General features: G+C 52.5%; 27 protein-coding genes. All 27 read right to left on the bottom strand.

What is annotated here, in order from left to right; translation table 11 throughout:
* Nucleotides 1-79 precede the first annotated feature (79 nt).
* The 27 genes from QBE55_05690 to QBE55_05560 all read right to left on the bottom strand — a co-directional run bounded on the left by QBE55_05690 (nucleotide 80) and on the right by QBE55_05560 (nucleotide 26,890).
* Nucleotides 80-1,321 carry a peptidylprolyl isomerase gene (locus tag QBE55_05690; GenBank protein ID WZL79624.1) on the bottom strand — a complete coding sequence of 414 codons (1,242 nt, stop codon included), beginning with the start codon at nucleotides 1,319-1,321 and terminating at the stop codon, nucleotides 80-82.
* Nucleotides 1,322-1,404: 83 nt separating this feature from the next.
* A complete protein-coding gene (mfd, locus tag QBE55_05685) occupies nucleotides 1,405-4,929 on the bottom strand; it encodes a transcription-repair coupling factor (protein WZL79623.1) in 3,525 nt (1,174 codons plus the stop codon).
* Between the two features lie 60 nt (nucleotides 4,930-4,989).
* Complete coding sequence (locus QBE55_05680; protein ID WZL79622.1) at nucleotides 4,990-5,379, bottom strand: hypothetical protein; 390 nt, start codon at nucleotides 5,377-5,379, stop codon at nucleotides 4,990-4,992.
* An 11-nt stretch (nucleotides 5,380-5,390) separates the two neighbouring features.
* Nucleotides 5,391-5,951 (bottom strand): aminoacyl-tRNA hydrolase, encoded by a 561-nt coding sequence (gene pth / locus QBE55_05675; protein WZL79621.1) that lies wholly within the window; start codon nucleotides 5,949-5,951, stop codon nucleotides 5,391-5,393.
* A 20-nt stretch (nucleotides 5,952-5,971) separates the two neighbouring features.
* Entirely contained in the window at nucleotides 5,972-6,928 is a 957-nt protein-coding gene (locus QBE55_05670) for a ribose-phosphate pyrophosphokinase (protein WZL79620.1), read from the bottom strand.
* On the bottom strand, nucleotides 6,928-8,232 hold the full coding sequence (locus tag QBE55_05665) for an NTP transferase domain-containing protein (protein WZL79619.1): 1,305 nt from the start codon (nucleotides 8,230-8,232) through the stop codon (nucleotides 6,928-6,930). Before QBE55_05665 ends, QBE55_05670 begins: the two co-directional genes overlap by 1 nt.
* 137 nt (nucleotides 8,233-8,369) lie before the next feature.
* Nucleotides 8,370-8,630, bottom strand: coding sequence for a septation regulator SpoVG (spoVG, locus tag QBE55_05660; GenBank protein ID WZL79618.1), 261 nt, complete (start codon nucleotides 8,628-8,630; stop codon nucleotides 8,370-8,372).
* Nucleotides 8,631-8,758: 128 nt separating this feature from the next.
* Nucleotides 8,759-9,586, bottom strand: coding sequence for a pur operon repressor (gene purR / locus QBE55_05655; GenBank protein WZL79617.1), 828 nt, complete (start codon nucleotides 9,584-9,586; stop codon nucleotides 8,759-8,761).
* Between the two features lie 122 nt (nucleotides 9,587-9,708).
* Complete coding sequence (gene fabZ, locus QBE55_05650) at nucleotides 9,709-10,125, bottom strand: 3-hydroxyacyl-ACP dehydratase FabZ (protein ID WZL79879.1); 417 nt, start codon at nucleotides 10,123-10,125, stop codon at nucleotides 9,709-9,711.
* 135 nt (nucleotides 10,126-10,260) lie between these two features.
* Nucleotides 10,261-11,238 carry a rod shape-determining protein MreB gene (gene mreB / locus QBE55_05645; GenBank protein WZL79878.1) on the bottom strand — a complete coding sequence of 326 codons (978 nt, stop codon included), beginning with the start codon at nucleotides 11,236-11,238 and terminating at the stop codon, nucleotides 10,261-10,263.
* 326 nt (nucleotides 11,239-11,564) lie between these two features.
* The gene (spoIIID, locus tag QBE55_05640) at nucleotides 11,565-11,822 is read right to left on the bottom strand and encodes a sporulation transcriptional regulator SpoIIID (protein WZL79616.1); all 258 of its coding nucleotides are present in this window, start codon (nucleotides 11,820-11,822) and stop codon (nucleotides 11,565-11,567) included.
* Between the two features lie 165 nt (nucleotides 11,823-11,987).
* A complete protein-coding gene (locus QBE55_05635; GenBank protein WZL79615.1) occupies nucleotides 11,988-12,830 on the bottom strand; it encodes a M23 family metallopeptidase in 843 nt (280 codons plus the stop codon).
* Between the two features lie 169 nt (nucleotides 12,831-12,999).
* Nucleotides 13,000-14,043, bottom strand: coding sequence for a stage II sporulation protein D (gene spoIID, locus QBE55_05630; GenBank protein ID WZL79614.1), 1,044 nt, complete (start codon nucleotides 14,041-14,043; stop codon nucleotides 13,000-13,002).
* A gap of 153 nt (nucleotides 14,044-14,196) precedes the next feature.
* Nucleotides 14,197-15,447 carry a UDP-N-acetylglucosamine 1-carboxyvinyltransferase gene (murA, locus tag QBE55_05625; protein WZL79613.1) on the bottom strand — a complete coding sequence of 417 codons (1,251 nt, stop codon included), beginning with the start codon at nucleotides 15,445-15,447 and terminating at the stop codon, nucleotides 14,197-14,199.
* A 50-nt stretch (nucleotides 15,448-15,497) separates the two neighbouring features.
* Entirely contained in the window at nucleotides 15,498-16,301 is an 804-nt protein-coding gene (locus tag QBE55_05620; GenBank protein WZL79612.1) for a YwmB family TATA-box binding protein, read from the bottom strand.
* Nucleotides 16,302-16,435: 134 nt separating this feature from the next.
* Nucleotides 16,436-17,065, bottom strand: a complete 630-nt coding sequence (gene upp / locus QBE55_05615; GenBank protein WZL79611.1) for a uracil phosphoribosyltransferase — start codon at nucleotides 17,063-17,065, stop codon at nucleotides 16,436-16,438.
* A gap of 110 nt (nucleotides 17,066-17,175) precedes the next feature.
* Nucleotides 17,176-17,880, bottom strand: a complete 705-nt coding sequence (rpiA, locus tag QBE55_05610) for a ribose-5-phosphate isomerase RpiA (protein ID WZL79610.1) — start codon at nucleotides 17,878-17,880, stop codon at nucleotides 17,176-17,178.
* An 83-nt stretch (nucleotides 17,881-17,963) separates the two neighbouring features.
* On the bottom strand, nucleotides 17,964-18,437 hold the full coding sequence (locus tag QBE55_05605) for a low molecular weight protein arginine phosphatase (protein ID WZL79609.1): 474 nt from the start codon (nucleotides 18,435-18,437) through the stop codon (nucleotides 17,964-17,966).
* Nucleotides 18,438-18,453: 16 nt separating this feature from the next.
* Nucleotides 18,454-19,506, bottom strand: a complete 1,053-nt coding sequence (locus tag QBE55_05600) for an L-threonylcarbamoyladenylate synthase (protein WZL79608.1) — start codon at nucleotides 19,504-19,506, stop codon at nucleotides 18,454-18,456.
* Between the two features lie 98 nt (nucleotides 19,507-19,604).
* Entirely contained in the window at nucleotides 19,605-20,687 is a 1,083-nt protein-coding gene (gene prfA, locus QBE55_05595; protein ID WZL79607.1) for a peptide chain release factor 1, read from the bottom strand.
* Nucleotides 20,680-21,564, bottom strand: coding sequence for a peptide chain release factor N(5)-glutamine methyltransferase (gene prmC, locus QBE55_05590; GenBank protein WZL79606.1), 885 nt, complete (start codon nucleotides 21,562-21,564; stop codon nucleotides 20,680-20,682). Before prmC ends, prfA begins: the two co-directional genes overlap by 8 nt.
* Entirely contained in the window at nucleotides 21,497-22,504 is a 1,008-nt protein-coding gene (locus QBE55_05585; GenBank protein WZL79605.1) for a DUF1385 domain-containing protein, read from the bottom strand. Before QBE55_05585 ends, prmC begins: the two co-directional genes overlap by 68 nt.
* Before the next feature lie 64 nt (nucleotides 22,505-22,568).
* Nucleotides 22,569-22,781 carry a 50S ribosomal protein L31 gene (rpmE, locus tag QBE55_05580; protein WZL79604.1) on the bottom strand — a complete coding sequence of 71 codons (213 nt, stop codon included), beginning with the start codon at nucleotides 22,779-22,781 and terminating at the stop codon, nucleotides 22,569-22,571.
* 131 nt (nucleotides 22,782-22,912) lie between these two features.
* On the bottom strand, nucleotides 22,913-24,892 hold the full coding sequence (rho, locus tag QBE55_05575) for a transcription termination factor Rho (protein WZL79603.1): 1,980 nt from the start codon (nucleotides 24,890-24,892) through the stop codon (nucleotides 22,913-22,915).
* A gap of 445 nt (nucleotides 24,893-25,337) precedes the next feature.
* Nucleotides 25,338-25,754: a DUF1934 domain-containing protein gene (locus tag QBE55_05570; GenBank protein WZL79602.1), complete on the bottom strand. Its 417-nt coding sequence runs from the start codon at nucleotides 25,752-25,754 to the stop codon at nucleotides 25,338-25,340.
* Nucleotides 25,755-25,781: 27 nt separating this feature from the next.
* Nucleotides 25,782-26,585, bottom strand: a complete 804-nt coding sequence (gene murI / locus QBE55_05565; GenBank protein ID WZL79601.1) for a glutamate racemase — start codon at nucleotides 26,583-26,585, stop codon at nucleotides 25,782-25,784.
* A gap of 125 nt (nucleotides 26,586-26,710) precedes the next feature.
* On the bottom strand, nucleotides 26,711-26,890 hold the full coding sequence (locus QBE55_05560) for a small, acid-soluble spore protein, alpha/beta type (GenBank protein ID WZL79600.1): 180 nt from the start codon (nucleotides 26,888-26,890) through the stop codon (nucleotides 26,711-26,713).
* Nucleotides 26,891-26,926: the final 36 nt, after the last annotated feature.

The raw sequence follows: 26,926 nt of genomic DNA, 5'->3' as shown, positions 1-26,926 counted from the left end.
TAACCATACTTGCATAGCTATTATTTTACTGTGCCCGGACTTTTATGCATTTGTTTGGCAGGGAATATGGCAATGTTACTCAAAGCCGTTTTTCATACTTCCTGATGTCTGCTTTCTTGACCCAGTTCTGAATCTTCTTGTCGATTTCCTGATTCTTCTTTTCACTGAGCAGGGCATCCCGGATCTGCTCCTTTTTTTCGTCGTCCAGGGGCGCGATGACATCTTCATTGGCTTCATATACCTTGATAATATGATAACCGTTGTCCGTTGCCACCAAATCGGAAGTTTCCCCTTTCTTCAGCTGAAAGGATGCTTCCAGAAACTCCGGCTGCATGCCTGCATCCCGGGTCATGGTATATCCATCCTTGTTCTCTTCGCTTTTCATGCCGGGATCCTCACCGTATTTTTTCATTAAAGCCTCAAAATCGTCTCCGCCCCGGACTTTGGTCAATACTTCATCGGCTTTGGGCTTGATTTCCTTCAGCTTCGTTTTGCGAAGCTTATCAGCTTCCTTCTTCTTGTTGTCCTGGCGCAATTCGCTGATCTTCTTCATATCCTTGTCCGAAAACTTGATCAGAATATGCTTTACCCTCCGGGAAGCCGGCTGGGTCACAATCGGGACGGAAGAATAATAGGAAGCCGTGGAAGGGGTCTCCTTCTGGGCCTTTAACTGCTGGTCATAATAATCCTTGATTTCCTGGTCCTTTACAGATACATCGGCGGTCAGTCCATCCAGATAATCCTGTATTGCGATATTTTCCGCCACAAATTCGATATAATCCTTTTTGGTCATGTGCATGGACTGAAGCGATTTCTTCATCTCAGCCCGGGCCCGCTTTTCATAGTCGACATTCTGGTCCGTATTTTTATCCTTGCCGGCTTGCCCGTCCTTGTCGGCTTTATCCTTATCGGCCTTGTCCTTATCGGCCTTGTCCTGTTCCGCTTTCTGCTGAAGGGATTTCGCATAATCCGCCACGGTCTGCTCATATTCCTTTTCCGCCTGGGCACGGTTCTTGTCGTTGGCCTTGTGGCCTGCCTTCTCCGCCTTCTGCCGAACCAGCTCCTGATTGATCAGGCCGTCCAGTATACTTGCCTTGACCGACTTGACCTGATCCTTGTCCTCGTCGGACACTCCATAGGAGGCAGCGTACTGCTGGTACTGGTCCAGAAGCTTTCCCTTCAATATTTTTTCTCCGTTTACTTTGGCAACGACGGTATCCCGGTCTTTTTTCTCATTGACCCTCACCATGCTGCAGCCGGAAACCGCCACAGCCAGCAGCACAGCCAAAGTCGAAAAAAGCACCTTTCTCCAGTTCTTCAATTCATCAAGCCCTTTCTTTGGATTGGGGTATCCCTATTATTCTCATTTCATTATACCTGCATCCCGTATTGCTGTAAACCTTTTCATCCGTGGGATTCGTTTTGCTGCAGATGCTCCATTCTTTCCAGCACATTCTGAACCGCTTCCAGCGTCTCCGGCCCTTCCCCTTCCTTTACCCGAAGCCGAAACACCGGCGGATGGGAAGAGCCCATCTGAAGCACCTTGCGGTTCTCATTCAAAAGGATCATAACCGTCCTGGGGGCAACTGCACTGCTGTCCTGCATCTTCATCCGGACTTCCCTGCCGCGCTGTGAGATCTCCGTCATCTTCAGGCTGGACGCCAATGCCCGGATATAGGCGATCCGGATCAGATTGCACGTGGGGATTGGGATATCGCCGAACCGATCCGTCATCTCATCCTCCACGTCATTTTTATCCGAAAGATTGTCAATGGCAGCGATTCGCTTGTACATCCGGATTTTATGATTCTCCTCCGAAATATAGCTGTTGTCGATATAGGCATCTGCCTTGATGTTTACCACCGTTTCCGGCTGCTTTGGGGGTTCTTCCCCCTTCAGCCCCTGAACAGTCTCCGAAAGCAGCTTGCAATACATGTCATAGCCTACGGCGGCCATCTGCCCATGCTGCTCTGCGCCCAACAGGTTCCCGGCGCCCCGGATCTCCAGATCCCGCATGGCAATTTTGAAACCGGCGCCGAATTCTGTGAATTCCTTTATGGCCTGCAGCCTTTTCTCTGCGCTTTCGTTCAGGATCTTATCCTTCCGATAGGTAAAATAGGCATAGGCGATCCGATGGGAACGGCCTACCCTGCCACGGAGCTGATAAAGCTGGGACAGGCCGAAGCAATCCGAATCATAGACAATCAGCGTATTGACATTGGGAATATCCAGCCCGTTTTCAATGATGGTGGAGCAAAGCAGTAAATCCGACTCATGCTCGTAAAAGCTGGCCATGACTTTCTCCAGGGACGCTTCGTTCATCTGCCCGTGGGCTACAGCCACACGCACCTCCGGTACCAGCAGACGCAGCCTTTCCGCCATTCTCGCCATGCGCTTCACATGATTGTAGACAAAATAAACCTGTCCGCCACGCTGAATCTCCCGGACAATGGCATCCCGGATCAGGGAATCATTGTACTCCGTCACATACGTCTGTACCGGAAACCTTCCTTCCGGCGGAGTCTCTATGACGCTGATATCACGGATTCCGACCATGGACATATGAAGTGTCCGGGGAATGGGAGTGGCGGTCAGGGTCAGAACATCCACATTTTTCTTCATCCGTTTGATGGTCTCCTTATGCCCCACCCCAAATCTTTGCTCCTCATCCACAATGAGAAGCCCAAGGTCCCGGAACTTCACATCTTTGCTCAATAGCCTGTGGGTTCCGATAATCACATCCACATTGCCTTCCCGCAGCTCCTTCAGGATTGTTTTCTGCTCCCCGGGCTTCCGGAAGCGGCTGAGCACCTGCACCGTAAAGGGAAAGTCCCCGAACCGGCTGACAAAGGTACTGTAATGCTGCTGCGCCAGGATTGTGGTCGGCGCCAGCACCGCTACCTGCTTCCCGTCCATGACTGCCTTGAAGGCAGCCCGGATGGCCACTTCGGTTTTCCCGTATCCCACGTCGCCACAGAGCAGACGGTCCATAACCCGCCTGGATTCCATATCCCGCTTGATCTCTTCCAGTGACTGAAGCTGATCCGGGGTCAGCTCATAGGGAAAGCTGTCCTCAAACTGACGCTGCCACGGATTGTCTGCAGAAAAGGCAAAGCCAGAAGTGGCTTCCCTGGCCGCATACAGCTTCAGGAGATCAAATGCCAGCTTTTTCACGGATTCCCGCACCCTGGCCCTGGTTCTCTGCCATTCACTTCCCCCCAGCCGGGACAATCCGGGATGCCGGCCCTCCATGCCCACATAAGGCTGTATCAGATCCATCTGATCGGTAGGAATATAGAGCCGGTCCGTACCGGCATACCGAACATCCAGATAATCCCGCTCCTGCCCGTTGACCGTCATCTTCTTAATGCCGAGATATCGGCCGATCCCGTGGTTCTCATGTACGACATAGCTTCCAACCTTCAGGTCTGTAAACGGATCCAGCTTCTTTTTCTTCTTTCCTGCCGGCGCCTTCTTCCTTCGGACCCCATAAATCTCCTGATCGCTGACCAGCACAAAATGGCCTTCCGGATATTCAAACCCTTTCCGCAGGCTTTTCGGAACAATGACGATCTGACCGGGGAGAATGTTTCCTTCCATTTTGGGACATACCACAGCTTCCAATCCGCAATCCAGCAGAGACGATGCCAGGGATTCCGCCCTCAGCCGGTTCCCGGACAAAAGAAGAATCGAATCATGATTACCCTTCCAGTACCGGATATCCTCCGCCATCAGTTCCAGTTTGCCGTGATACGAAGGAATGGTCCGGGAAGAAACCATCTGAATCCGTTTGGGCTCAAAATCCAGGCTGCTCCGAGGCAGGGACTGCATGGCAATGCTGTGCATGGCGCCGGCATCCGCCAGCAGGTTTTCATATTCCCCATAAATGCGGGACTGTTCCGGCAACACCTCGCCCTGCAGGAGCAGATCGATGAAATGCCCGGAGAATTCCCCAGAGGCCGTGCGGCAATGCTCCAGAATGCGGGCAGGCTCATCCAGGATCAGGGCAGCCTCCGTTCCGACATAATCCAGCAGGCTGGCAAATTTTTCATAAAAAAAAGGAAAATAGTTCACAAGCTGATCCACTGTCATACCCTGATCCATATCCTCAAAAAGCTGATCCATCCGACTTTCCAGATGGCTCCGGTCAAAATCCGGATCTTTCCGCATCTTCTGCATCTGTCGGCGAAAACTTTGCTCAATCTTCTGTCTGCCTTTCTTCCGCCGCTCCCCATCGAGAATCAGATCCGTCGCCGGGGGAACGGCAACCGTCTCCACCCGTTCTTCGGATCTTTGGCTTTCCGGATCGAAACTGCGTATGGAATCCACAAACTCGCCGAAAAAATCAATCCGGAACGGCTTCTCCGAAGAAAGCGGATAAATGTCAAAAATGCTCCCCCGAAGGCTGAACTGCCCGGGGCCTTCCACGGTGGAAGTCCTCTCATAGCCCATTTGTACCGCCTTACGGGAAAGCTCCCGCGGAGAACATTCCTCTCCTTCCGTTACCCGGAACCGGGATTGCCGGAAGACATCCGGCGGCACATCAGGTACCAGCAAGGCATCCACCGGAGCCACCACCATAAGCTTCTCCCCTGCAGCAAGCCGTTCCATCACAGAAATCCGCTGTCCCATGATCTCACGGCTGCGGGCAGCCGTATGGTACAGCATAATCTCCCGCGGGGGAAACAACACGGTCTGCCCCGGGAAAAAGAATTCCATATCATCCAGCAGCTGGCCGGCCTGCATTTCGTCATACGTGATCAGGATGCCGTTCCGGTCCGGCGGATACAAAATGCTGGCCAGAAAATGGCATTTCTGTACCTCCGACATTCCATTGATCAGGGTAATTCCCTTTGCCGTCCGGACAGCCTTCTTCAATTTTTGAAACTGGGGCCATGCTCTCATTGGCTTGAACCAAATTGGCTCCATCCTATCTACAACCTTCCTTTTTTGTGGGCTCTTGTTTATGGACTCCCGATTTTCGGGCGCTTAATTCCTGCGGCCCGCCCGCATAACGATGAAATTCCATGCGCAATGGGTAAAAACAGCACCTGCAAGGGCGGGGAGAATCCAGCCGGTTCCTTTCCGGATCCAATCGGTCAACAATCCAAAAAGAGTATGACTGATCAGGCCCGCCGCTGCGGCCCCCGAACCGGTCTCCCGTCTGCCGGTAAAGAAGTCGTACAGCGCTTCTCCGAGCCCAAACAAAAAATGAACATACCAAATGGGCCTATTCAGAAAATAGGCCGGCAGGGTTTTGAGAAGCTCCTCCACGATGGGTGCCCCAAAGATCACCGTATTCTCCCGGAAAACCTTCAGCATCCATTTGTTGGCCAGGTAGGAGCCTACCAGGGCCGCCAACGCCAGTAAGAAAACCAAATACGCAACTCCTATCCGTTATATCTGCTCATGGCTGTCTCCGTGCCCTGCGTCAGAATGCATTCCACTCCTTTTACGGCACGATCGCAGGCTTCCTTTACCAATCCCGCTTCCTCCTCCGGGAACCGGGACAACACATAATCCGCCAGATCCCAATCTGCCGGCGGCCTTCCGATGCCAATTCTAATCCTGGGAAAATTTTCTGTCTGCAGGTAATGCAACACCGATCGCATGCCATTATGCGTCCCGGCGCTGCCGGAAGCCCGGATGCGCAGGACACCGGGATCCAGATCAATATCGTCGTATATGACAAGGATATGATCTTCCTCCGTATGATACCACTGCTTCAACAGTAAAATACTTTCCCCGCTCTGATTCATAAACGTCCGGGGCTTTGCCAATACCACTTTCTCCGATCCAATCCTTCCTTCGCCGAGGAGGGCTTTGTGTTTTGTCTTGTTTATTTTTATTCCGTGGGCCCGCGCAAAAAGATCCAGCACATAAAATCCTGTATTATGCCGGGTGCTCTGATACCGGGTCCCTGGATTGCCCAGTCCTGCAATTATATACATAGCCTGTCCTTCCCGGGAAATCAATCAAACAGGGAGCTGATCGGGAGACTTTCATAAATCCTCTGTATGGCCTCGGCAAACAGGGACGCCACCGACAGAACCCGGATCCGGTCCGTCTGCTTTTCCGAGGGAAGGGGAATGGTGTTGGTCAGAACCATTTCCTTGATGGGAGAATCGGTGATATGCTCGATGGCCGGGCCGGACAGCACTCCATGAGCAGCACAAGTATAGACTTCCCTGGCGCCGCCCCGCTCCACCAGGGCAATGGCTCCCTGCCGGATCGTCCCTGCCGTATCAATGATATCATCGATCAGGATGGCACGTTTGCCTTTGACATCCCCGATGATGTTCATGACTTCGGCCACATTGGCCCTGGGTCTCCTCTTGTCAATGATGGCCAGCGGAGCATTCAGCTTGTGGGCAAAATTGCGGGCGCGGGTCACGCTGCCCAGATCGGGAGATACAACGACCAGATCTTCCCCGACAAACCCTCTGTCGATATAATTCCTTGCCAGAATCGGCATGCTGAAAAGGTTGTCCACCGGGATGTCAAAAAAGCCCTGAATCTGTGCTGCATGCAGATCCATGGTCAGAACCCGGTCCGCTCCGGCTTCCGTAATCAAATCAGCCACCAGCTTTGCCGTAATGGGATCGCGGGCCTTTACCTTGCGATCCTGTCTAGCATATCCATAATACGGAATAACAGCCGTAATTTCCCTGGCAGAAGCCCTCTTGAAGGCATCAATGAGAATCAACAGCTCCATCAGGTTGGTATTGACCGGAGAACAGGTGGACTGAATGACAAAGACATCGCATCCCCTTACGGTTTCATGAATATCGACACTGATCTCCCCGTCACTGAATCTGGATACCTTCGCGTTGCCCAGGGGCACTCCGACATAACGGGCGATTTCCTTGGCCAGCTCCGGGTTGGAATTTCCGGCAAAAATTTTAATACACTTTCCGTGGGTATTCATTATTTCTCCTCCGTTTTCTTTTGTTCTCTTTTCTCCACCCAGCCCCTCTTGTTCACTTGCCTTGCCCTGGCAATGGCCAGCGCCCCCGCCGGGACCTTCTCCGTAATCGTGGATCCGGCGGCAACAAAAGTATGTTCCTCCACCTCAACCGGTGCCACCAGATTGGCATTGCAGCCGACAAAGGCATGATCCCCGATCACGGTTCGATGCTTTTCCTTCCCGTCATAATTCACGCAGACGACTCCGCATCCCACATTGATCTCCTGCCCCAGGTCAGCATCGCCGATATAGGTCAAATGGGACACCTTGGTTTTGTTACCGATAGTCGAATTCTTGACCTCCACAAAGTCTCCGATCCGCACATGATCTCCGATCCGGCTGCCCGGCCGGATATAGGCATAGGGTCCGACGGTGGTCGCGCTTCCGATCCGACTGTCCAGAATCACGGAGGACTGCAGCGTCGTCCCGTCCGCAATCTCTGCATTCTGCAGCCGGTTGTTGGGATAAAGGAGGCAGCCGGAACCAAGAACCGTGGATCCCTCCAGAACATTTCCGGGATAAACGACCGTATCCTTCCCAATCCTTACGTCCGCGCCGATATAGGTGGCGGACGGGTCCGGAATGGTAACTCCCCTCATCATGTGAAATTCATTGATCCGCCGGCGCATCTCCGCTTCTGCCCGGGACAGGCAGACACGATCGGAAACCGTCATGACCTCCCGGATGTCCCGGATCCGGAAAATTCCTGTCCTTTCCCCTGCTGCTTTCAGAATGTGCAGAACATCCTCCGGGCTACAGGTCTCCGGCTTCGTACCTTCCTGCCCTTCCCGGACGACCTTCCGCAAAGCACGGCTGTCAAAGCAGTATACAGGCGAAATCCCGTTGCTGCCGGACTCCGGGGACTCCCCGGACAGAACCGCTGCGGTCAGATGATTTTCATTTGTAAACCGCAGCATCTCCTTCAGCGTTGTCCCCCGGATGAGGGGCATGTTTCCGGTCAGTACAAAAAGATATCCGCAGGGTTCTTCCCCCGTGCACTTCTCCATGCAAAACAAGCCACTGACGGAATCCCCCCCTTCCGCAGAATCCACGATCCGGCAAGACTTCCCCAAATGCTCCCGAATACGGCCGCTGTCCCCATGGATCACTACAGCAGGCCGGCTGTCGGCAACCTGCCCTGCCGCATTCACGACATAGTCCAGTATACTTCGTCCGCAGACCGGATGCAACACGGCAGGAACCGCCGACTGCATTGCAGGTGCGTCATCAGCTGCCAAAATAACGGCAGATACATTCTCTCCCATACTTCCCACACTCCTGTAATTTTAACCTTCCATATTATTATAACATTATCTTCTGAAAAATGTCGGTCCTTCCTGAATGATTTTAAAAATGACAAAAAAAGAATAAGCTTTAAAGGAGAGAGTCTCTCCTTTAAAGCTTATTCTTCCCCCATACCCTTATATTTCTCCAATACCATGCTTTGAAGCTTTCCCCTCATTTCGGAATTGATAGGATGGGCGATATCCCTGTATTCCCCATCCGGTGTTCTGCGACTGGGCATGGCAATGAACAATCCGCTTTGCCCTTCAATGACCTTGATATCGTGTACAACAAAATCATTGTCAAAGGTAACGGACGCCACAGCCTTCATCTTGCCTTCGCTCCCGATTTTCCTGATACGGACATCTGTAATGTTCATCCCAGTTCACCCCTTCCAGATAGACAGGTATGCTGAAGAATAACGTTGATGTTAATGTAATGATTCGCCAAAATAATTTATAGTCCTTCTACATTTAGCAGAAAGAATATTAAATTACAGAAAATCTCTCACATCTTATCTAAAAACCGATCCGCCGGAGACAACATAATCTTTCCATTTTGTTCGTCAACCTGATCCAGAATCAAAAGAGACGTATAGTCAGACACCATTTTTCCCTCCGGCTCCCTGGTGGCGATCACCACGCCGGTTCCAACCGTCTCCACATGAAATTCCTTCAGCAGCTCCTGCATCCCCCTGGCAGTCCCGCCGCCCTTCATGAAGTCATCCACGATCAGGGCCCTTTTCCCCTTTGTAACCGCCCTCTTCGACAGGGACATAGTCTGGATCCGTCCGGAGGAAGCCGTTACGTAATTGATGCTGACAAGCGGGCCCTCCGTGACGGGACTGTCCCGCCGGGCCACCACAACCGGGCAGCCAAGGTAAAATGCCGTCATAATCGCCACAGGAGTCCCCTTGGTTTCAACAGTTATTACAAAATCCGGGCGTTCGCCGGAAAAAAGAGATGCCAGAATCTCACCGATCCTGCGGATGCTCTGGGGATGATAAAGAATATCATTCCGATAAATATAGCCGCCGGCCAGGATGCGGTCCGGCTCAGACAGGGTATCGCACAGATTCCGGATAAAAGCTGCGGAGTCCGGAGAAGCGGGCTTCGGCAGGAACCGTATGCCCCCTCCCGCGCCCGCCACCGACTCCAGATCTCCAATATGAAACGTCCGGAATACTTCCCCAATCCTGGCAATATCCCCGCAGACCGTGGCTTTGGATGCCTGAAAAAGCTCACTGAATTGGTTCAGGGTGAAAATCTGCCAGGGATGGCCTGACAAAACCCTGGCCAAAACTGCGATCCGTTGATCCCTTTTGATCTTTGCCACAATAAACTCCTCCCGGCCTGCATTTTCCTGCATCCATTATATCATAGCCCAGATATCACAGCCTCAAAAAATTCAGTCTTTTTCATGCCTGCGGAGCATTTGTTTTCCTTTCCAAATATATTTTACGATGTTTCCGCATCGGTCAGGGCAAACAGGATCTGCCCCTCGGCTGCTGTCTCCCCGTCTACCGATGCCCGAACCGAAGCTTTGCCCATGACACTTTTCATTCGGATGATCTCCGCCTCCAGATGCAGTTGATCCCCCGGGACCACCTGCCGGCGGAATCGTACCTTGTCAATGCCGGCGAACAGGGCCAGTTTATTTCTTTGCTCCTCCCCGCCCAGCACCGCCGTGGCACCCAATTGTGCCAGGGCCTCCAGAATCAGCACACCCGGCATCACCGGATGGCCTGGAAAATGCCCCTGGAAAAAAGGCTCGTTTATGGTGACATTCTTGATTCCTTTGGCATATTTGCACGGAACCAGCTCCGTCACCCGATCCACCAGTAAAAATGGATAGCGGTGGGGAATCCGCTTCATAATCCCATTGATATCACAGTCTGTCTGTCCGTCGACCTTCCCGTCTGTCATAATACCCCTCCCATTGTAGCTGCCGGCTTGCTTCCTTCCGGGCCTGTCCCGTTCCGCCCCTGGCATCCATGAGCAGTGCTGGAATCAATCGCTCACCGGTACCCCTTTGTGGTGCTCAAACATCGCCGAACTGGAGTAAACGTCCAGGGACTCCAGTGCCTTTCCTGTCCCCAGTGCCACACAGGACACAGCATCCTCCGCCACATACACGTCAATTTTGGTCTGCTGCTGCAGCAGCTTGTCAAATCCGTAAAGGAGGGCACCGCCTCCCGTCATGATAATCCCCTGCTCACTGATGTCTGCCGCCAGCTCCGGCGGAGTCTTTTCCAGTATGGAATGCACACACTCCGAAATCTCCTGAACCGGTTCCTCCAGGGCCTCCATCATTTCCGTTGAGGAAACACGAATCACCCTGGGCAGGCCGGAGACCAGATTGCGTCCGGTAACATCCATAAACAGCTCCTCTTCCCGGGGAAAGGCGCAGCCGATCTCCATCTTCATCCTTTCCGCTGTCCCGTCTCCAATCAGCAGATTGTATTTTTTCCGCATATATTTTTCAATTGCCTTGTCGAAATCATTCCCGGCGACCTTGATGCTCTCCGAAAGAACCGAGCCGCCCAGGGAAATCACCGCAATGTCTGATGTGCCTCCGCCGATATCCACCACCATATGACCGCATGGCCTGGCAATGTCCAGCCCGGCCCCTATGGCGGCTGCAATGGGCTCCTCAATCAGATAGGTTCTGCCGGCCCCGGCCTCTGAAGCAGCATCCAGAACTGCACGCTTTTCCACCTCGGTAACGCTGCTGGGAACACAGATCACCACACGGGGTTTGCCTGCCAGCTGTCTGCCGGCCACCCGGTTGAGGAAATACTTCAGCATTTTCTTTGTAACGTGATAGTCCGAAATCACACCTTGCTCCAAAGGACGCATCGCAACAATATTGCCCGGCGTCCTGCCCAGCATTCTCTGTGCCTCACTGCCCACTGCCAGCACCTGACCGCTGTCCTTGTCAATGGAGATCACGGAAGGCTCCCGCAGCACAATCCCTTTGCCCTTCATGTACACCAATATACTGGCAGTGCCCAAATCGATTCCGATATCCCTGAATCCTAACAAAAATCATCTCACCTTTCTTTACCCCTCGTTCATGGATCATGGAGAAATGCCCATATGAATATTCATTCCGTTTCTGGTATACTGCCTAACCCCGGCATTTTAGCCAACAATATTACCAAATTACTGATGTTATTCTATTTTTTTTTCCAAAATCCTCTTTTTTCTGGGCAGAGAAAAGAAAAAACACAGCCCGTTCTGCTTTTTCCGCAACGGAACTGTGTAAGATCGTATTCCCTGAATATCCTGGGGTTTCCATGATTTCAGAAAGTTCAGCCGATCATTCCGGACTTATATTTATTGCGGGTTGCTCTGCCGCCCCTTATGTGTCTCTCCGCTTTATTCTTTTCCAGTACTTTTTTTACTTCATTTGAAATGTTGGGGTTTATTTTTGGAAGGCGCTCCGACACATCCTTGTGCACTGTGCTTTTACTCACCTTAAATACTTTTGCGGCTTCCCGTACCGTAGCTTGTGATTCAATAATGTAATTCGCAATTTCCACAGCCCTTTCCTCAATATAGTCCTTCAAAATGAATACCCCCCCTAACCAATATCTGTCTTGCGGCTTTGCGCCCCAATCAATTGACAGTGCTGCGAAATCGAATTCCCAGGTGCTGCAGCTTCACTATATTTAAATAGTTATGCAGTTTGGGGGGGAGATAGAATATCATTCCGAAATAAACTTGATTCCTGCCTATTTCCCTGGAAGATACTCCATGGGGTCCTGATGCTCCCCGTTCTGTAACACTTCAAAGTGCAGATGAGGATCGTCTGTTATTTCAAAGGCGGCTGTTCTGCCGATGCCGCTGATGACTTGTCCCTTTTCCACCTTTTGTCCTTCCTGAACCATATCCGCGGCGGACAATCCCATATATACAGTCTGCAGTCCGTCTCCATGGGACAGGGTGATGACGATTCCCTTCAGAGGATCCTCCTCAATGCTTTCCACGGTACCAGGCAGTGCAGCCTGAACCTCTGTGCCCACCGCGCCGGTGATATCCACGCCGGAATGCGTGGTCCACTCCTTCAGGGTGGAGGAAAATACCAGCTCATCCATGGAGTAATCCTGGACCATCTCTCCGGCCGCAGGAGCACCCATCTTTTTGGAATCCGCGCTGGTCTCTGCAGATACCGGAACGGCTTTTGCATTCTCCTGCTTCGTCTCTGCCGGAACATTCTGCCCGGCCGGCTTCTTTTCCGGAACCGTCTGGTCCGCAGCCTGCTTTTCTGCCGGCGGAGCCGTCTGATTCCCGCCCTTGGCGGTGCTCTTCCCTCCGGTGAGATCCACGATGTCCTCAGGCTTGTCCTCCGCTGATAAATCCGGCGATTTCTCCGGCTCCTCCTGAACCACTCCCGGCTCCTTTCGGACGTTGTCGGGACTCCTGCCCTTCCTGTCATGCGTCAGAAAAGCAGTGGCTCCAATAATGCACAAACACAGCAGCAAAAGAATGGAAAACCCATACTTCTCAGCAAATCCCGAGAAATTTTTCCGGTTGAATGTCTTTTTCCATCTTTCTTTCCATGATAATTTCTCCATAATACCACCTCCAATGGTAGTTTTGCCAGGTTTCAGGCAATTAATACCATAGAAAGCACTGTTTTCAGAATTATCCTGCGGTATGAGGCTTTCGTAGCTGAAGAAGTCCGACAGGGACCCTGTGGAGAATTATCCTGCGGCGTGCAAGGCTTGTCAGGAGCTATGGGTTTCAGTAATTGTGAATTTCCACTCCCTGATAATAATGGTGCAGGATTTCCTGATAGTCCTTCCCCTGCCGGGCCATCCGGTCTGCACCGACCTGGCTCATTCCCACACCGTGGCCAAAGCCTTTCGTTTTCATAGTGATGTGATCCTTGCTGAATACAAAGGTGATATCCGTGGAATTCAACTGATAGAGCAGCCGGAACTCCGTGGCTTTCAGATTTCTTCCGCCGATGGTCAAATCCCGGATCCTTCCGCTTTTCGTGTATCCGTTTATTTTAATCTGCTTTTCCAGATGGCCGGGATCCAGCCGAACACCATACTTCGACTGAAAGATTCCGGCAAACTTTTGATTGGAATAGGTGACGTTGTCTGCAAAATTGGGCGCATCCTCTTCTCCGGCACTGTCCACCGAATGATAATAAGGAAGGGACCTGGAAAACACCTCGCTGGCTTCCTCGGTTTTCCCGTTGCTGGTGGAATAGTACAGGACCTCGATGGGTTTGCCATCGTACATCATGGTTTTCCCCTTTGTACTTTGGACTGCCTGACGGATTTTTTCATGACAGGCATCAAAATTCTTTCCCCAGTTTTTGCGCATCTGCGTCCCGGACAGCCACTCCTGGCAATGCGCAAAGGAACTGCATACGTCTGCTCCCTTATGCTGACTGCATCCGCTGCCGCCAAGGGAACGCATATGACGGACGGCAAAGGTCCTGGCTGCCACAGCCTGCGCCTTCAGGGCTTCCTCTTCAAAAGAAGCCGGCATCTCTCCTGCGACCACGCCGACCAGATATTCCTCCAGCGGAAGCCGGATCCGTTTTTTTGCCCTGTGGTCATACAGGGAAAGGACCGTATCCCCTTTTCTTTCTTCCTCTTCTTCCTGCGGTTTCTCCTCCTGTTCCGAAGCCATTACGATAATGATCTCATCAGAATTGCCGGCGGAAGCCGGATGATCCGATGCTTTTTTTTCAGGCGTAAAATGGGAAATCAGGGAGGGAATCAAAAGCAGACAGGCTCCGGTAATCAGAACTTTACTCAATGGTTTCATACTTCGATACCTCGTTTCTCCAATGTACCTAACCATTTTATGAAAATCCGCCGCCTTTTAGAACAAAAGACTGTCCCTTTTGTCAGGACAGTCTTTTACGCCCGGTTGGTATTACGGTAGAAATTGCCGGTACTGCGGCCTCTTGTTTTGTTTTCAGGACAGCCTTTCGATGTTTGCTCCCAGGGCATTCAGCCTGTTTTCGATCCGGTCGTATCCCCGGTCAATATGATGAATGTCCGTTACCTCCGTCATTCCGTCTGCATACAGGCCAGCCAGCAAAAGGGCGGCGCCTGCCCGCAGATCCGTGGCCTGAACCTCCGTCCCCGTCAGATGCGTCACACCTTCTATGACAGCACTGCGCCCTTCAATTCGAATATTGGCACCCAGCCGTTTCAATTCGCTGACATGCATGAAACGATTCTCAAATACCGTTTCCGTGATCATGCTGGTACCCGGAACCGTACACAGAAGTGCCATCATCTGCGCCTGCATATCCGTTGGAAATCCCGGATACGGCAGGGTTTTCAGATCCAGCGGATGCAGCGGCCTGCCCGCCGATACCCGGATTCCTTCCTCCACCGGCTCAATCCGGACTCCCGCTTCCTTTAGCTTGGCTTCCACGGGCCGGATATGATCCTCGATAACATTGGCAAGAACGATATCCCCTCCGGTGATGGCCGCAGCCGTCATAAAGGTGCCCGCTTCAATCCGGTCGGGAATGATATTGTGGACCGCACCCTTCAGGTACCGTACTCCTTCTGTCTTGATGGTATCGGTACCCGCTCCCCGGACATGGCCTCCCATGGAATTGATAAAGTTTGCCAGGTCAACGATCTCCGGCTCTTCTGCGGCATTCTCGATTACGGTCAGCCCGTCAGCCAGCGCTGCCGCCATCATAATGTTTTCCGTGGCTCCCACACTGGGGAAATCCAGATAAACCCTGCCTCCGGTCAGCTTGTCCGCATAGGCTTCTATATATCCATGACCAAGGGTGATATCCGCACCCATGGCGGAAAAACCCTTCAGATGCAGATCAATGGGACGCGTCCCGATGGCACACCCACCGGGCAGGGAGATCTTCACATTCCCGAACCGGGCCAGAAGCGGCCCCATGATCAAAAAAGAGGCCCGCATCTTCCGAACCAGATCATAGGATGCCGGCGCATTTTCAATATGATGATTGTCGATTCTCAGACAATTTCCCTTACTATCCACCTGGGAGCCAAAACGTTCCAGCAGCTCACACATGACGGTCACATCTTCCAGCCGGGGGATGTCTTCCAGGATGCTGGTATCGTCCGTCAAAAGGGACGCTGCAATAATGGGCAGTACGGAATTTTTAGCGCCGCTGATGGTTACCTTACCCTTCAATGGATCACTTTTCCTTACCAATAAACTGGCCAAACCAACACCTCCCATCCATTCATATTATGTATCACAGTCTCTGTCCGTACCTAATATGGAATGGAGATCACCGGCGTGCCCAGCCAGAGATAGGTCCTGCCCTCATAATCATTGTACCGCAGTGCCACGTTGAGGTTGATCCGTTTTCCGCCGGATTGCAGCGCACAGGGGATCCTGTCACTGTATCCTGTTTTACTGATCCATCCGGCATCGCGGATCTCCTCCTCCATCTCTCCGTCCAGTCCCCGGAATATCTGCCCTGCGATCTGCTCCATACGCCCCGCATCCAGTTCTCCGGGAAGGACCGAGGTATAGGTCGTCCGGACGCAGGACCCGGATACAAACTGCTTCAGCAGCCTTTCCATCGCAGAAAAAACAGCCTTCTCCTTTCTTTCGTCCCGGACATCCCGGGTTACGGCATCCGCCGCCAGGTAAGTCTGATCTCCGCTGTGAAAAGTAAGGGCAGCGCGGCCTCCGTCCTGCTCCAGAATAAGAATCACCTGGCGCATCGAATCCGTCTCATCCGACCGGATCTCCGCCTTTTGAGCCACACTGCCCCAGGTCTCCCGGACTTCCCGGGCCAGTTCCTCCAATGCAGGCAGGGACATCGATCCATCTTTCACAAGGGCCCATCCGCTCATCTGTATCTGAAGCAGCGAACCTCCTGCCAGAATCACCTGCTCCCGGATGGACGGCGACGCGTTCTCCGGGGAACCCATCGGGGCCGGGCCATCTGATCCCCGGACAGATCCGTCTTTCGAAAACCAGGGACCGGCGCCGGCGGCAAACCCCGGCACCGCTGCACCTGTCAACAAAATCAGGGCTGTACAAAGTATGGAAATCGTTCTTTTCATCCTGCGCACCTCACTTATGGAATGCTGAATGCAATATCTATTTCCATTATTGCCGGGGCAGGCGCCTTGTATACCCTGTTTCTTCTATATATAATATATCGGCTGCGACATATCGGGCCCGGACAGGCCCTGAATTATTTCGTGCCGAACAGCCGGTCTCCGGCATCCCCCAGTCCGGGTATGATGTATCCGTGGTCATTCAGCCTTTCATCCACAGCAGCTGCATAGATATCCACATCGCCATGTTCTCGCTGAAGTCTGGCAATGCCCTCCGGTGCGGCGATCAGGCAAACCAGCTTGATGCTTTTCGCTCCCTTTTTCTTCAGAAAACCAATGGCTGCCGAAGCGGATCCCCCGGTGGCCAGCATGGGATCCACAACAATCAGATCCCTTTCCTCCACATCGGTGGGCAGCTTGCAGTAGTATTCCACCGGTTCCAGCGTCTCCGGATCCCGGTACAAGCCGATGTGACCCACTTTGGCAGTGGGAATCAGCGTCGTCATCCCGTCGACCATCCCGAGACCGGCTCGGAGAATCGGTATCACGCCCAGCTTCTTTCCGGCGATGGTCTGGCATTTGGCTCTCCCGATGGGCGTTTCCACCTCAATCTTCTCCAAAGGCAGATCCCGCGTTACCTCGTAAGCCATCAGCAGGGAAACTTCCTCCACCAGCTCCCGGAATTCTTTCACACCCGTATTCTTATCCCGGATCAGAGTCAGCTTATGCTGGATCAACGGATGGTTCATCACATGTACGTTTGACATATTTTTCCTCCTTGCATGGAAAATACAGTTTCTGCACCTTCCTAATGTAATCCGCGAAAGCAAGCCAGAGCTTTGGCGATAACACAAGCCAGCCGTCCTGACCAAGAAAATCATGCTTCAGGAAGCAGGACACGGACCGAATCCGCCGAACCGATCAGGGCTTTTTTGGCCATACCCAAAAACAGCCCGGTCTCCAGAAGACCGGGTATCTTTTTCAGCTGGATATTGAGAAGCTCCAGATCCTCCGGAGCCGTCTGAAACGTAATATCCAATATAAAATTACCGTTTTCCGTAATAACCGGGCCGTCCTTACAGACCGCCCTGCGGATACACGGGGTTCCTCCCAGACTGCGGACCCTTTTTTCCGCAAGGGACAGCGCAGCCGGAATCACCTCCACCGGCAGCGGGTGATGCGTGCACAATCCGGAGACCAATTTGCTTTCGTCCGCAATGAGGATAAATTCATCTGCCATGGAGGCAATGACCTTCTCACAGGTATGCGCGGCTCCTCCGCCCTTTATGGCATTCAGGAAAGGATCGATCTCATCAGCTCCATCCACGGCAAGATCCAAATGATCCAGCGTCATGCTGTCCATCATGGGGACCCCGCTGCGGTGGCACAACAGCCTGGTATAATAGGAAGTCGCGGCGCCCCGTATCTGCCATCCCTGACGAACCCTGTGCCCCAGCTCTTCAATAAAAAAGGCAACGGTGGATCCTGTGCCAATGCCGATCTGCATGCCGTCCTTTACAAAATCCGCGGCTTTTCTGCCAACCAGTCGTTTGGACTGCGCATTTGCGGAAGCTGATTTCAATCTTATTCCTACCTCATTTCCAAGTCTCTGTACTTACCAATGTTATATTATATAATATCAGCTATTTGAAGTCCACATAAATTTTAGGGCTTTTTCGGATCCGAAGAGGTTCGGCCCCATTTCTCAATGATTTTCTCCAGAGCATGGCGGATTTCCTCCCCGGTACGGCGGTAAACATCCGCTGACTGCCCATAGGGATCCGGAATGTCCCTTCCGGGAGTCCCGGCATATTCCTTCAGGGTATGGATCCTTTCCCGAACAGAAGGATACCGGGACAGCACTGCGGCTTTGTTCCCTTCCGTCATGGCAAGAATGACATCCGCTTCCCCCAGCAGCTTTTCATTCAGGGGGCCGGACCGGTGACCGCTCAGGTCCATCCCCGCTTCCTTCAGGACCGCCACCGCCGGAGGACTTGCTTTCTCTCCCGGCAAAGCGGCAATCCCTGCGGAACGGATATAAAATCCTGTCATACCCTTCCTGTTCAGCATGGTCCGAAACATTTCCTCCGCCATGGCACTTCGGCAGGTATTGCCGGTACAGACAAAAAGAATGTTCAATGGTGCGCCACGCTCCTTACACGTCAATAATATGAAAGCCGGCGGCACGGGTCATCCGATTCATGACGGCAAGGCCTTCATCATGATCCTCCACGCCTTCTGCCAGAATCCGGTCCACTCCCAGATGGTCCATTTCCCGAAGCAGCGCAAAGAGACTGGCTGCCAGCTGGGCCGGGTGCTTCCGGCTGCCCATGGTCCGCACAATTCCGGCTGTATATTGTCCCATGGTCTCGTCAGTTGCCAGAATTCCGATCCGTTCTCCGTCCGCCTGCAGCCGGTGAACTTCCTGCTCCACATATCGGGCCAGCTTGTCCGGATCCCCGCGGACAATGGTTACCGGCGCATTTGGCGCATAGTGCCTATATTTCATGCCGGGGGATTTTACCTGCTGTCCGTCCGCAATCGGCTTCATGACATGGGGGTCCACCTGTACCGGCCCAATCACCTTTTCCAGCATTTCCGGCGTCACCCCGCCGGGCCGGAGAATCACCGGAATTTCCCCGGTCATGTCCAATACCGTGGACTCCACTCCCACATTCGCTTTTCCCCCGTCCAGTATCAGCGGAATCCGGCCGTTCATATCCTCCAGGACATGCTTTGCCTCCGTGGGACTCGGACGGCCGGAACGATTTGCGCTGGGCGCGGCGATGGGTACTCCGGACAACCGGATCAGCTCCCGGGCCACCGGATGGGAGGGCATCCGCACCCCCACCGTATCCAGTCCGGCGGATACCACATCCGGTATTTTCCCTGTTTTCTTCAGAATCATGGTCATCGGCCCCGGCCAGAAAGCTTTCGCCAGAATCCTTGCCTTTTCCGGAATCCCGGTTACCAGGGCATCCCACTGAACGATGCTCTCAATATGTACAATCAGCGGATTGTCGCCTGGCCTTCCCTTTGCCTCAAAAATGCCTTTGACTGCTTTCCCGTCCAGGGCATTTGCGCCCAGGCCATATACCGTTTCCGTCGGAAAAGCCACCACTTCTCCGCGGCGGATCCGCCGCGCGGCTTCGGACATCTCCTGTCTGCAGCGGATGGGATCCTCTATTTTCAAAACCTGTGTTTCCATTCTGTCTTCTCCCTGTAGTCCTGTTTACTTATTTTACTTATCTCTTTCCGTCGGCAGCGGAACTCCCATCCCTATCCATGGATGCCAGGGGACGAAAATCAATCGTGCCGTCCGGATTCCAGATCCTTCAGCTTTTTCGCCTGCTCTGCAGAAATCAGCGAATCCAGCATTTCGTCCAGATCTCCGTCCAGAAAATCATCCAGCCGGTGGATGGTCCGCCCGATCCGATGATCGGTCACCCGCCCCTGAGGATAATTGTAGGTACGGATCCGTTCACTGCGGTCCCCCGTCCCGATCTGACGCCTGCGATTTTGTGCATATTCGGACTCCTTTTCCTGCGTGACCTGGTCCAGCAAGCGGGACCGCAGGACCCGGATGGCCTTTTCCTTGTTTTTCAGCTGGGATTTCTCATCCTGGCATGTCACCACCACCCCGGTGGGAATATGGGTGACCCGAACGGCAGAATCCGTGGTATTAACGCTTTGCCCGCCATGCCCTGTAGACCGGTAGACATCAATCCGCAGATCATTGGGATTGATCTCGACATCCACTTCCTCCGCCTCCGGTAAAACGGCAACCGTGGCGGTGGAGGTATGAATCCTGCCGCCGGACTCCGTCACAGGCACACGCTGCACCCTGTGAACCCCGCTTTCGTATTTCAGACGGCTGTAGGCTCCCTTTCCCTCCACGATATAAATCAGTTCCTTGACCCCGCCGATGTCTGTATAGCTGGCACTGGTGACAACAATCCTCCAGCCCTTCCGCTCGGCATAGCGGCTGTACATCCGGAACAACACGGCCCCGAACAGGGCCGCCTCTTCCCCGCCGGCGCCGCTGCGGATTTCCATGACGACATTCTTTTCATCCATAGGATCCCGGGGCAGAAGAAGCAGCTTGATCTCATGGAGCAACATGTCCATTTTCCCCTTCAGATCCCTTTGCTCCTGCTCTGCGATCTCCCGCAGTTCCCTGTCATGGGTACTGTGCAGCAGTTCCTCCGTATCCTTCTCCTCTTTCTCCGCCTTTTGGTACTGCCGGTAGCAAGCCACGATTTCCTCCAGGGAAGCATGCTCCCGGACCAGACGCTGCCATTCCTCCTGGCGGCTGATCACATCCGGATCGGCAAGGAGTTGACTCAGTTCCTCATATCGATCTTCCATAAACTTTAATTTGTCAAACATCAGGTTCCCCCTGCTTCTTCAAGAATATCGCCGCCCGTTCCGTCCCTGCCAGATCCTTTCGGATTCCCCCCAGGGTATAGTCTCCTGTCTGCAAAAAGATATCCTGGACCTGTGGGCTCTGACCATATCCCATCTCCACCGCGACCAGACCATCCCGGTTTAAAAAGGGAGAAGCTGCCTCTGCTATTCTCCGATAATAGCCCAGGCCGTCTTCTCCCCCATCCAGGGCAATCCTGGGCTCATAGTCCCGGACCTCCGTCATCAGTCCCCCGATGTCACCGGTAGGAATATAGGGCGGATTGGAGACGATCCCATCAAAACATTCCCCGACGCCCGCATCCTCCAGGGCGCAGAACAGATCCCCCTGCAGAAACCGGATCCGGTCTGCCACTCCGTTCTGCTCCGCATTTTCCCGTGCGGCAAGCAGGGCTTCCTCCCCGATATCCACTGCCGTGATCCGGGAAGCAGGCAAATAGAACGCCAGACTCACTGCAATGGCGCCGCTTCCGGTACCCAGGTCCAGAATATGCACCGGCCCCGATTTCCATCGATTCAGCAGCCATTCCACCAGGGTCTCCGTTTCCCACCGGGGGATCAAAACCCGGTCATCCACATGAAAGGGAAGTCCCATAAACTCCCTGCTGCCAAGAATATACTGAATCGGCTCCCCCTTCCGGCGCCGATCCAGCATACTGCGAAAAGCAGACCGCTGCTCCCGGGACAACGGCGCATTGCCCCGGATATACAGCTGGTGCCGCTGACATCCAAGGATATGGGACAACAACATCTCACATTCCAGCCGGGCAGACTCAGGTGCCCGGCTTTGCAGCAACCGTTGGCCCGCCCTCAGGGCGTCCATCAGGCCCGGCTGTCCCATTTGTTGTCTCTCCTTCCATGCCGCTGCTCTCCTCCACGCCCTCCGTGGCTGCCATAAAGGCGCGGATCGCCACCTCCAGCTGCTGATCGTCCGGCTCCCGGGTGGTCAGCTTCTGAAGCATCATCCCGGGATACATGATGATACGGACCGGCAGGGCATCGCTTTTTCCGGCAAGCCTCGTTACCTCATAGGCCAGGCCTCCGACGACAGGAAGAAGCAGAAGGCGGCTGAGAATGCGAAGGAAAATATTCTGCCATCCCAGGAAGGAAAACAAAAGAATGCTGATCAACATGACAATCAGCAGGAATGCCGTACCGCATCTGGGATGCAGGGTGGAATATTTGCGTGCATTCTCCGGGGTCAGCTCCTCTTCATGCTCATAGCAATAAATGGTTTTATGCTCCGCGCCATGGTATTCAAAAACCCTCCGGATGTCTTTCATCCGGGATACCAGTGTCAGATAAATCAGAAAAATCCCCAGGCGAAAGAATCCCTCCACAATATTCAGGACCACATGACCGGAGATCCAGCGCCGGAGCAGGCCGGACAGAAGTGCCGGCAGGAATACAAACAAAGCGATGGAAAAAATAACAGCAATCGCCACGGAGGTAGCAATCACAATATCATCCATATCCTTCCCCAGTTTGTCCGACAGAAAGGTTTCAAACCGGGAAGGCTTATATTCCTCTTCCTCGTCCCCATACAACTCCGCCGACGTCAAAAGGGATTTCACACCCATCACCATGGTCTCCGCAAAAGTAACGATCCCCCGCAGAATGGGCAGTCTCAATATGGGATATCTGTCCCTTACGGTGTTCACGGCAGATTTCTTCACCTCAATGGATCCATCAGGCCGTCTTACGGCGATGGCCATGGAATCGGGAGCTTTCATCATCACTCCCTCCATGACAGCCTGCCCGCCAATCATACTCTTTCGCATTCCTTCATCTCCCTACAAAAAATACAGACCAGGGGAACCCCAATCTGTACTTTGTTTCGAAAAACTACTTCTCGTCGGCGGACATTCCATATCTCTTCCGGAATCGCTCCACACGTCCGCCGGTGTCCACCAGTTTTTGCTTTCCGGTAAAGAATGGATGGCATTTGGAACATATTTCAACCCGGAGCTCCTTCTGAGTGGAGCCGGTAACAAAAGTCTCCCCACAAGCACACTTTACCACTGCTTTTCCATATTTCGGATGAATATTTGGCTTCATTATCCTCACCTCTTTCGTGACAAAGCTTATCCTGTTTCCTGTCAAAACTGCTAATTTTCCATTTCATACAGCTTCTATAACCATTTCAGTATAACACAACCGGCTGCTGCAATGCAACAATGATTTTTGGTTTAGCGGTAGCCTGAATAGCCATCCCTGTCATGATAACCGGAGGAGCCATTCCTGTCATGATCGTTCGTATAGCTGTCTTTCTCCACAGAGGCGAAATGATTCATCATGAGATCAATGAACTGATCGTTGGAATTCGTCCGCATCAGATCATTGATAATAATCTCCATAATGCGGTCCGGCCGGCCTTCACTGAGATTCTTGCGGATAGCCCAGACCCCTTCCAGCTCCTTTTGTGTCATGAGCAGCTCCTCCCGCCTGGTACCGGATTTGTAAAGATCCACGGCAGGGAAAATCCTCTTTTCGGAAAGCTTGCGGTCGAGATGAATTTCCATATTGCCCGTGCCCTTGAATTCTTCGTAAATAACATCGTCCATACGGCTGCCGGTCTCCACCAGAGCAGTGGCAATGATGGTCAGACTTCCGCCTTCCTCGATATTGCGGGCACTGCCGAAAAACCGTTTGGGCTTATGAAGGGCGGAGGAATCCAGACCGCCGGACAATATCCTGCCGGTAGACGGCACCGTCTGATTGTATGCCCTGGCAAGGCGGGTAATGCTGTCCAGAAGAACAACCACATTCTGACCGTGCTCCACCAGGCGCTGCGAACGCTCCAGCACCATTTCCGCCACCTTGGTGTGATGCTCCGGCAGTTCATCAAATGTGGAATAAACGATATCCCCGTCGATGGACCGCTGCATATCCGTCACTTCCTCGGGGCGCTCATCAATCAGCAGTACAATCAGATAAACATCCGGAAAATTGAGGGAAATGCTGTTTGCAATCTTTTTCAGCAAAGTCGTTTTGCCTGCCTTGGGGGGAGAAACAATCAAACCTCTCTGGCCCATGCCAATGGGGGAAACCAGATCGATGATCCGAGTCGCCAGATCCTTGGAATTCTTTTTGTTTTCCAGCGTGATTCTTTTGTTTGGATAAATCGGTGTCAGATCCTCAAACGGCCTCCGCCGGGGAGCTGTCTCCGGGTCCTGTCCGTTGACCGCCGTAACATACAGCAGGGCCTTGAATTTATCTCCCTCTTTGGTGCGCCTGGTCTTTCCGCGGACCATATCCCCGGTTTTCAGGCTGAAACGGCGGATCTGGGACTGGGAAATATAAATGTCCTTGTTGCCCGGCATATAATTTTCCGTCCGGAGAAATCCATATCCGTCGGGAAGTACCTCAAGCACCCCTTCCGCGTCCCCTACGTCTCCGTTGTTCAAAAGGCCCGGAATGGCAGGATTGGATGTGTTATAGTATTTTCTTGCATAAGCAACCTTTTTTTCGTATTCTTCCGTGTTTTCCTGTTCATTTTCTGTATCCGCGGGCATGTTTTCTCCGGGATTTTCATGAGTTTTGTTTTCGTGATATCTGCCGCCTGCTTCGTGGGAATCCGAAAGATGTGGGGTAGGACCTCCGCTGAAGGGATGCCCATTCCGGGAAATCCGATGAGGCCCCGGCCGGGTGGAAGTATGGCCATTCCGTACTCCATGGATGCCGGTTTCCTGTGTATCCCTGTGGGCGGATCGCTTTTCCTCCGCTTTCACAGCATCCCCATCTGTGCCTTCTGTCTCCTTCGGTGCCGGGGATTTTGCAGCTTCTTCCGGAACTTTTGCAGTTTCTTCCAGAGCCCCGTCCTCTTCCGTTTCCTGCGTTTCCTGTGTTTCCTGCGTTTTCTGCGCTTCCTTTGCCGTCTCCTCCGCTGCTCTCCTTGCTGCTTCCCTTGCGGCAGCCTCTGCCTTGGTGGGACGGCCCCTCCTTCGTTTCACCGGAGTCCGGGGGGCAGCCTCTGCCTTCCGGGCATCTTCCTCCATCTGATCCTCCATCAATTGCTTTCTCTCTGCCTGAGGCAATCCGGTCAGTTTCTCCTCAACGATATTTACCAGCTGCTCTTTCCGATATCTGGTCACGCTTTTAATTCCAAGTTTCTTCCCAAATTCCCTCAATTCCAGAATTGTGTTATTCCTTAGATTATTCAGATCCAAAACATCTTTCCTCTCTTTCTCTCTATTACTGTTCTCTCATGAGACAATGTGTAATTGGTAATGATCGCTTTCTGTAAGGTTTGCAGACAGGATAAAATGGGATACAACCAAAGGCAAGCCTGTAGCAATACATAAAAGAGAACCGGTCAGGTAAACGTTTCCTGTATTGCTTCGTACCTCTTTGACTTTATCAATATTATTGCCATTACTTTCATCCGTAATTCACCCGTTGATGCATATAAGCCCTGAAAAATCATCAAAAGAAAAGTAAATATGGCGATAAAACAAAAATTCAAATCAACGCCATAATAAGCGCCCGGTATTCCTACCAGGGCACATGCCCATCGTCCTTACTTATCATAATATATAATTTGCAATTCGTCAACTAAAAATGCAAAAATTATAAAATCTGTATAAAACCGAATGGCATTATCAGAAGAATTTGCTAGCTGTAAAACAGCTCCAATTCACCGGTCCCCGTATGTCTTCCGCCGATGTCGAGCTGATATTTCAAGTCCACCTGCCCCTGATTTTCTCCCATTTCATGGGTCACTTCAATCGGATAAATTCCCATTTGCAACGCGCCGCAGGAAGTCTGATAGCTGCTCATATATTTTTTCCCCTGTTCAAACAGAAAACGATCCGGCCGGGAGCCGGAACGCTGCATGGATACCTTGTCCTCCCGGACAGAAATCAGGTTTTTCACGCCTTCCATGCCGGATATCCGGCTTTCTTCATATTCAATATAATAAATCCCGTCTTTTTCAGACAGATGTCCTTCCGTAATGAGCTCCATGGTATTGCTCTTCCCATCCCTGTCCAGACGGCTTCCCCGGATTCTCAACAGTATTTTCCTACCCATTCCAAACCCCTCCAATAACCTGAGACCTCAATATTTTTCTATGTTGATACATTTTGCGGCAATTTTCCGATTTAAAAAATGACTGCCGATCTGCTGGAAGCCCTGTCCGATGTCGCTGACATAAAAGCTCAGGGCCGGCTCCGGACCGGATCCCCGCAGCATGTCCTTTTCCTTCAGCCTTTCCCTGGCTTCACAGGCCGCGCCGAGAGCGGGATTGATCAGGGTCACCCCGGGCCCCATCACGCTGGAAATAACCGGCTCCAGCAGGGGATAATGCGTACACCCCAGGACCATGGTATCCACCTTCTGCCTTTTCAGGCCCTCCAGATACCGCTCCGCCGTAAGCCGCGCCATTTCCGTATTGCTCCATCCCTCTTCCACGATGGACACAAACAGGGAACAGGCTTCATCCAGGACCAGAAGATCCGGATTGATTTCCCGGATGGCATTCGGATAGGCCTTGCTGCGAATCGTGCCCAATGTTCCAATGACACCGATCCGGCCGTTCCGGGTGGCGGCTGCGGCCGCCCTGGCACCGGGACGGATGACACCCAGGATGGGAATGTCAAACTGCGCCTTCAATGCTTCCAGACTGTTGGAACTGACGGTATTACAGGCAATGACCACCATCTTGATCCCCTTGCTCAGCAAAAACCGGACACATTGTGCAGAATACTTTGTAACGATTTCCCTGGAGCGGGTTCCGTACGGAAGCCGCGCCGTATCTCCAAAATAAACAATACTTTCATTTGGAAGCTCTGTCAGGAGCTCCTTCACCACAGTCAGGCCTCCCAGGCCTGAATCAAAAACCCCGATTGGACGCTCGTCCATACCTAAAAAAACCTCCTCATTTGTCAGCTCTATTCTACTATGATGATTTCATGAAAACAACCTCCAAAAAGAAGAAAAGCGGAGAATATTCTCCGCTTTTCCGGTTGTGAAATATCGATTTCAGGCTACTTCTGAGCTCCGGCCATGGATTTCTCCGCATATTCAATTGCTTTTTGAACAATTCTGCCGCAGTCCCTGGAAGATACACTTCCCCAGCCTTCCCTCTTCACGGTGTCATACACTCCAAGTTCCTTTGCTATTTCCGTCTTCAGATTATCCGACATCATTCCATTTCGTCTCGCCATAATCGATACCTCCCTGGTTTTGCAGTCCGGATTGCC

The organism is Eubacteriales bacterium mix99 (assembly GCA_038396605.1).
Lineage (GTDB): Bacteria > Bacillota > Clostridia > Caldicoprobacterales > DTU083 > UBA4874.
Note: the sequence above shows the minus strand (reverse complement) of the source record. Positions and strands in the feature narration are given on the sequence as shown.